At 51.0% G+C, this 7,294-nt stretch carries 6 protein-coding genes and 2 pseudogenes; 4 read left to right on the top strand and 4 right to left on the bottom strand.

The window, feature by feature from the left end; genetic code table 11:
* Positions 1-271 (top strand): integrase core domain-containing protein (locus tag ACP7IZ_RS13240; RefSeq protein WP_426849634.1); only part of this gene is annotated, 271 nt, incomplete at its 5' end.
* 246 nt (positions 272-517) lie between these two features.
* Here ACP7IZ_RS13240 and ACP7IZ_RS13235 read toward each other — a convergent pair.
* The 3 genes from ACP7IZ_RS13235 to ACP7IZ_RS13225 form a co-directional block, all read right to left on the bottom strand.
* A complete protein-coding gene (locus tag ACP7IZ_RS13235; protein WP_003631146.1) occupies positions 518-1,909 on the bottom strand; it encodes an NAD-dependent succinate-semialdehyde dehydrogenase in 1,392 nt (463 codons plus the stop codon).
* Positions 1,910-1,993: 84 nt separating this feature from the next.
* Complete coding sequence (locus ACP7IZ_RS13230; RefSeq protein WP_003631147.1) at positions 1,994-3,151, bottom strand: iron-containing alcohol dehydrogenase; 1,158 nt, start codon at positions 3,149-3,151, stop codon at positions 1,994-1,996.
* Positions 3,152-3,238: 87 nt separating this feature from the next.
* Complete coding sequence (locus tag ACP7IZ_RS13225) at positions 3,239-3,832, bottom strand: TetR/AcrR family transcriptional regulator (RefSeq protein ID WP_035350860.1); 594 nt, start codon at positions 3,830-3,832, stop codon at positions 3,239-3,241.
* A 297-nt stretch (positions 3,833-4,129) separates the two neighbouring features.
* Between ACP7IZ_RS13225 and ACP7IZ_RS13220 the strand changes: the two are divergent.
* Positions 4,130-4,632: pseudogene (locus ACP7IZ_RS13220) on the top strand (delta(1)-pyrroline-2-carboxylate reductase family protein); the annotation flags it as partial.
* Between the two features lie 15 nt (positions 4,633-4,647).
* Here the strand turns inward: ACP7IZ_RS13220 and ACP7IZ_RS13215 are convergent.
* Positions 4,648-4,875: a transposase gene (locus tag ACP7IZ_RS13215; RefSeq protein WP_231621155.1), complete on the bottom strand. Its 228-nt coding sequence runs from the start codon at positions 4,873-4,875 to the stop codon at positions 4,648-4,650.
* Between ACP7IZ_RS13215 and ACP7IZ_RS13210 the strand changes: the two are divergent.
* Both ACP7IZ_RS13210 and ACP7IZ_RS13205 read left to right on the top strand, forming a co-directional pair.
* Positions 4,832-5,173, top strand: a pseudogene (locus ACP7IZ_RS13210) (DUF1348 family protein); the annotation flags it as partial. The gene ACP7IZ_RS13215 and the pseudogene ACP7IZ_RS13210 sit on opposite strands and share 44 nt — an antisense overlap.
* 736 nt (positions 5,174-5,909) lie before the next feature.
* On the top strand, positions 5,910-7,091 hold the full coding sequence (locus ACP7IZ_RS13205) for a zinc-dependent alcohol dehydrogenase (RefSeq protein WP_011251546.1): 1,182 nt from the start codon (positions 5,910-5,912) through the stop codon (positions 7,089-7,091).
* Positions 7,092-7,294: the final 203 nt, after the last annotated feature.

Raw genomic sequence — 7,294 nt, 5'->3', positions numbered from 1 at the left:
TCTGACGAAACCCAATCATCCCTGGACGAACGGTCAGGTTGAGCGGATGAACCGGACAATCAAGGAAGCAACCGTCAAACGCTTCCATTACGACAGTCATGAGCAGTTGAGAACACACCTCAACGACTTCATGGCAGCCTATAATTTTGGGCGAAGGCTCAAGACCCTCAGTGGCCTCACACCTTACGAATATGTCTGCAAAATATGGACTTCAGAGCCAGAAAGATTCATCATCAATCCAACCCATCAAACCCCGGGACCAAACACCTAATGTTCATCACAAATCATGATGGCAATCGTCATCAGCCTGCCTCTGAATAAAGCCGACATGTTGCGTAAGAGATGAAGTCCGTAATCCCATTTTAGCGCAACCAAACCCCATACAAAAAAGGGACCTCCACAATGGAAGCCCCTTTTTAGGTTGTCTGTTACGGCCTATGCGGCTTTCACACTATACGGTGCAGGCATCATCTTTGGAAAATCATCCAGAAATGTTGGCCACTTCCAATCATACAAATCAGAACGCTGCGTCGATATCCACTACATTGATGAGCTTGTGGTTGATGAACTCCTTAATGCCGAGGCCAATCAATTCACGGCCATAGCCTGAGTTTTTAATCCCACCAAAAGGTAGGTCTGCCTTGGGCGATAGTGGATGGTTAATCACCACCATACCGGTGCGGATGGCCCGTGCTACACGGGTGCCTCGGGCTTCATCCTTTGTGAATACGCTGCCGCCTAGACCGTAGGGCGAATCATTGGCAATGCGGATGGCGTCGGCCTCATCCTTCGCGCGGTAGATCTGGGTAACAGGTCCAAAAAATTCCCAATGGCGTGCAGGGTTTTTCTGATCCAGATTGGACATAAGCAACGGCTGGAAGAAAGCACCCTGTTCGGGAACTGGCGCCCCAATTACCTCAACTTTGGCACCAAGATCCATCGCCCGCGTGACCTGATCGCGCAAGTCATCAGCAGCAGCCTGAGATGACAACGGAGCCAGCGTGGTTTTGGGGTCCATCGGGTCACCTGCTTTGAGAGCTGCGACACCTTCTTTGTAAAGAGCAACGAACTGATCATAAATAGCATCAGCTACAATCAGGCGCTTTGCAGAAACACAAACTTGGCCAGCATTCCAGTGGCGACCGATGACCGCCCAACGCGCTGCTTTTTCAACGTCAGCATCATCAAGCACAATGAAAGCATCTGCTCCACCGAGTTCCATGGTGGCCTTCTTCAGTGCCTTGCCAGCAATACCAGCAATAACCGTGCCTGCGCCTTCTGACCCCGTGAGTGCGATACCGCATACGCGAGGGTCATTCAAAATCATGGCTGTGTGCGGGCGTGCTGCATACAGGTTGCGGAACAACCCTTTGGGCAGCCCGGCTTCTGCCATAAGTGTATCAAAGGCAGCAGCGCACTGCGGCAGGTTGGAAGCATGCTTGAGCAGCACGGCGTTACCAGCGGAAAGCTGCGGCGCAATAATACGCACGACCTGATAGAAGGGGAAGTTCCACGGCTCAATTGCCAGCACGATACCAAGCGGCTCATGCACCAGCATGGCTTTGCCTTCTGCCGGGTCTGCTACAGGCAACAATTCCGGCTTCAGAAGTGCTTCTGCATGTTTTGCATAGTATTCAAAAATTTCAGCAGAAAGAATAATTTCTGCTTTAGATTCTTCAAACAGCTTGCCCATTTCCAGCGTGCCCAAACGGGCATACTTATCAACATCACGACGCAGAATGGCAGCAGCGGCATTCATTACCTTTGCTCGCTCTGCAAAGGATGTATCGCGCCAAGCTTCGAAAGCAGCATGCGCCTCGGCCAATGCGGTCTGAACTTCCGCATCAGTAGCCTCTGGGAAAGTTGCAACAACTTCGTTAGTATAAGGATTGGTTGTGGCGTAAGCCATTTTTAAGTCTCGTTTCTCATTAATTTATTGGTTGCCGGGATAACGGGCTGTTCCCCTTCACCCCGGCGATAGCGACACTTCAGGTCAGGCAGCGGCTTCCAGAATTTTGCGGCTTACATCTAGGGTAACATCACCGTTTTCACCCAGATGCGTCATGCCATGATCTTCAAGCTGACCAACCAGATCGTTGATGCCTTCAGCACCAATCTCATAGGCAGACAGACGGGTTGGTACGCCCAAACCTTCGAAGAATTCCTCAGTTTTACGAATGGCAACATCAATCCGCTGATCTTCCGTACCATCGGTCAGGTTCCATACCCGCGTTGCATATTGCAGCAACTTGGCGCGCTTTTCGGCACGACGAACCTTGATTAACGCAGGGAATACGATGGCCAACGTGCGGGCATGATCAATGTGGTATTTTGCCGTAATTTCATGACCAATCATGTGCGTGCTCCAATCATGGGGCACACCCGCGCCGATCAAGCCATTCAGGGCAAGCGTTGCAACCCACATGAGGTTGGAGCGCAGATCATAATCATCTGGTGTCGCGACAATACGCGGCCCGATCTCAACCAGGCTGGACAGCAGCCCTTCTGAGAAGCGATCTTGCGCCATGCCATCGACCGGATAGGTCATGTACTGTTCCATCACATGGACAAAGGAATCCACCACCCCATTAATCACCTGCTTCATGGGCAAACTCATGGTGCGCATGGGGTCCAGCACAGAAAAACGCGGATAGACCAACGGGTTGGAGAACAACAACTTGTCACCCGTAGACTGGCGAGAAATAACGCTTAGGCAGTTCATTTCTGAACCCGTGGCAGGCAAGGTGACAACCGTGCCCAGCGGAAGCGCTTTTGTTGCGGCTTTACCCTTGCTGACAAGAATATCCCACGGCTCGCCTTCATACGGCACAGCAGCCGCGACAAACTTGGTGCCATCCATGACAGAGCCGCCACCAACAGCCAAAAGGAAGTCGAGCTTTTCCTCCCGCACCAGAGCCACGGCCTTCATAAGGGTTTCATATGTAGGGTTGGCTTCAATACCGCCAAACTCACGGAAAGTGCGGTTCCCCAGCGCTGCCCGAACTTCAGCCAACGTGCCACTACGTTCGGCACTTGCACCACCATAAAGCACAAGCACGCGGGCTTCAGGCGATAGCTGTTCATCAAGCCGAGCTATCATGCCTTTGCCAAACAGGATGCGTGTAGGGTTATAGAATTCAAAGTTCTGCATTGAGACACCTTATTAAGATCGGTCTTTATAGTAGACCGGTCGTCTATTTATTGCGCAAAGTAAAACGCTGTGCGCTTTCCCTGCTTTCTAGATTTCCAGAAGCCGTTTGGTTGCCTGCCATGCTTGGTCAAACGGCTGAGAACTGTGTGTAATTTTCACTATCAGGGTCGAACCCAGCCAGAGCTGGTAAAGTGAGGCCGCAAGCATTTCCGGCTCCTGCCGGTTGCCTATTGAGCCTTCTCCCTGCCCCGCCGTGATAAGTGCGCTAAGCCGGTCAATAACACTCCTGGTGCCACCTTCCAGAATGGCCCGCATCCGTTCCGAAAGATCGCAGACTTCCGCTGCAAGTTTAACAATCAGGCATTTATTCCCAATCTGCTTACTAAGATGCGTATCGCGCCAGAACTGACAGTAACGCGCTATTTTTTCGGCTGCATTACCATCTGCACTTTCAAAAAGATCATCCATTTTTACCAGATAATCTTCAATATAAGTTCTAAGAAGCTCTTCCCCAAATACTTCTTTTGATTCGAAGTAATGGTAGAAAGAGCCCTTGGGAACTCCCGCAACATCCAATATTTGTGTCAGACCAACAGCCGAAAAACCACGCTGGCCGATAAGCGGTTTAGCCGCTTTCAGGATGTGCTGCCGAGCAGCGTGATGTTTCTCTGCAATCTTCATAGGAGCTTATATATGGACGAATACATTGCCTGTCCATATAAAAAATAGACCGGTCTTCTATTTTTTATATTCCCTCCTTTCCCATGCCATACGTTAAGCAAAATAATAGGTAGCAAATAGATTATATAAGAATGGATGCCTGAAACTCATTTTGTGTCCGATTGTTCCGAACCGCCTCAACCCCAGCATTTTTCTACCAGTGCATGTATCTGTGCAGGTTACTGCCCCTTGACGTTCACTGTGCTGCGCTGTGCAATCAGCGCCATAACCTCGAACTCAAATATGGACATGCCCTACATGCAATATTACGGTGCGCCAGAAACGCAGGCACTTTTACCATTTCCTGCATTGGTGAACATGCTGCCCGCACAGTGCGCGATTACGCAAATGGTGGCATTACATGCCCGCCTCGTACCGTTGTTCCCACGCAAGATGGCAACGGCACGCTTATGTGCATGCCAACCGTGGCAGAGGATTTGATTGCCACCAAAATACTCACAATTTTTGGTAAAAATCCCGCACTCCATCTTCCCACCATTCAGGGCATGATTACATGCGCCGATGCACATGATGGACGCTTCCTTTTCAATCTGGATGGCCCCACTGTAACAATGCGCCGGACATCAGCCATGAGCATGCTGGGTATTCGCACATTTGCTTCTGATGCTGTAAAGCGGGTGTTGATTATTGGCACAGGCACCCAAGCCCTTGCGCATGTAGAGGCACTCTCAGCCCTGTATCCGGGCATTGAGGTTGTCATCCGTGGTCGCACTCCAGAACGGGCGGAGCATTTTTGTAAGAGCCCTTTTGGAAATTCACGGATGAGCGTTTCGGCGTAGCATGAGGCTTCCCATGGCGATGTGGATCATGGCCTCTGCGACGTCGATCCGCTGTTCGTAGTCCTTCACAAGGCGACGCCAGCGGATCATCCAACCGAAGGTCCGTTCCACAACCCACCGACGCGGCAGGATTTCAAACCCTTCTGTGAGATTTCCGCGTCGATGGCGCAATCGTCTGGAATTTATTACCGGGCGCGAAGAAATCGTCGCTTTTCTGAAGCGCAAATGGGAGCGCGAACAGGACTATCGACTCATCAAGGAACTCTGGACGTTTCAGGACAACCGGATCGCCGTGCGTTTTGCCTATGAATGGAAAGATCACGCCGAGCAGTGGTTCCGGTCGCATGGGAATGAGAACTGGGAGTTCGATGGAGCGGGATTGATGCGCTACCGTGCGGCATCGATCAACGATCAGCCTATTTCAGCCGATGATCGCCTGTTTCACTGGCCTGCAGGACGTCGTCCGGAGGATCATCCAGGACTTTCCGCGCTGGGACTTTAAGTATCCGATACCGGGAAACAGTTTTCGTAAGTCCCGGCGTGCTCGTATCGTAAGAGTCATTGTTGTGCTCAGAAAGGCTGTCAGGTTGGGACGACACATCAGTGCAACTGCTAAGCAGCTCTGCGGTCCATAACAGCCCGACAAAGCAGCTTTCTTAGACCGTATCGGATAACCAGTTGCCACCGTCTGATGTTCCTCAGTCGAAATCTCAGATCGGCTGGCGACTGGCCTTTGAAAAACGAAAACAGGGTTACGTCAGCTGTGATCCACCGGCACCGTCTGGCTCTGTCTGAGGCGGATCATGTCGTGATATTTCCGGTCATTGAGCAGCATTACCGATCTGAAATTACCGCATAACAGTAAAACTCTACCTCACAACGGATACTGATCGTATGATTATGTAGTGCAAAAGGCAGCCTGAAGCAGACCTTGATCACGCAGATACCATGCAACAGAAAATATCAACCCAATTTATCCGTCTGTATTTTATAAAATAAATCAGATAGTTATTGGAATAATCATAATCATAATACAAATATTAGGATACTACTGACTAATACGATATTCTGATACCTAAACTCTGTTCCGGCGACGCGACGGGAGACATGCACGGGGTTCAGGAAAACGTTCGCTCACAAGCCCGAGACCTGCATCAAGTTTTGTTTGCAGGAACCTTCCAAACTATCGACACCATCAGGCGTTTCTCCTGCATCTCTCCAGAACAGGACGACCTCCCATGAAAGCTTTGACCTGGCAGAAAAAGGGCAAGATTACCTGTGAAAGTGTGCGTGACCCGGAAATCATTGAGGGGCGGGATGTCATCATCAAGGTGACGGCCTGTGCCATCTGTGGTTCTGACCTGCACCTGATGGACGGCCTCATGCCGACCATGAAATGTGGTGACATTCTCGGGCACGAAACAATGGGGGAGGTTGTCGAAGTCGGAAAAGACAATAAGCGTCTCTCGGTTGGAGATCGTATCGTTGTACCGTTTACGATTTCCTGCGGCGAATGCAGACAATGCAAATGGGGTAACTGGAGCTGCTGTGAGCGCACAAATCCCAACAGGCGCCAGCAGGCCGAAACCTTTGGATACCCTCTAGCCGGCCTGTTTGGTTACTCACATATCACAGGTGGTTTTTCAGGCGGACAGGCCGAATACCTGCGTGTTCCCTATGCAGACGTCGGACCCATTATTGTCCCCGAAGGACTGGAGGACGAGCAGGTCCTTTTCCTGTCCGATATTTTCCCTACCGGCTACCAGGCTGCAGAAAACTGCGAGATCACTCCCGAATCCGAAAAAACCATTGCTGTCTGGGGATGTGGTCCGGTTGGACAGATGGCGATCCGCTCCTGCTTTCTGCTGGGAGCAAAGCGCGTCATTGCCATTGACGAAGTCCCGGAAAGACTGGCCATGGCACGGGCAGCAGGTGCGGAAACCATAGATTTCCGTACTCAGAACATCCAGGAAACTCTTGTCGAAATGACTGATGGACTTGGGCCAGATGCCGTTATCGAAGCCGTCGGTATGGAAGCACATGGCGCCGATACCATGATGCAAAAAGTCGGTTCAGCACTGCTTTCAGCGACAACACTCGAGAGGCCATTCGCTCTCAATCAGGCCATCCTCGGATGCCGCCCAGGCGGCATTCTTTCCATGCCTGGTGTCTATGCCGGTGCCCTTGGGCCAGTCATGATCGGTATCCTCATGAACAAGGGACTGACCCTGCGGACTGGGCAAACAAATACGCAGAAATATCTCAAGCCTCTGCTGGAACGCATCCAGAAAGGGGAAATCGATCCTTCTTTTGTCATCAGTCATCGGTCTTCAAACCTGGAAGACGGGCCAGCACTGTATGAAAAATTCAGGGACAAAAAAGATCGCTGCACCAAGGTCGTGTTTCGCCCGCATGGGTGAGGGCTGCTGAGGCTTGGACGCAGGCGACATTTGCCTCTCTGTAGATCCAAGAGGCAAATGTCGAATCTAAGCACAAATAATGTAGACAATCTTAGGGCCTGTTAGATCTTGAATTTCTTCCCATATTGTAGGGATGGAAGAAGGAGACAGAACAGGCACCTTTACGGACGAGACATGGGCGATCTGGGAACCTCTGATTGAGG

This window comes from Acetobacter sp. AAB5 (genome assembly GCF_050106715.1).
Lineage (GTDB): Bacteria > Pseudomonadota > Alphaproteobacteria > Acetobacterales > Acetobacteraceae > Acetobacter > Acetobacter oryzifermentans.
Note: the sequence above shows the minus strand (reverse complement) of the source record. Positions and strands in the feature narration are given on the sequence as shown.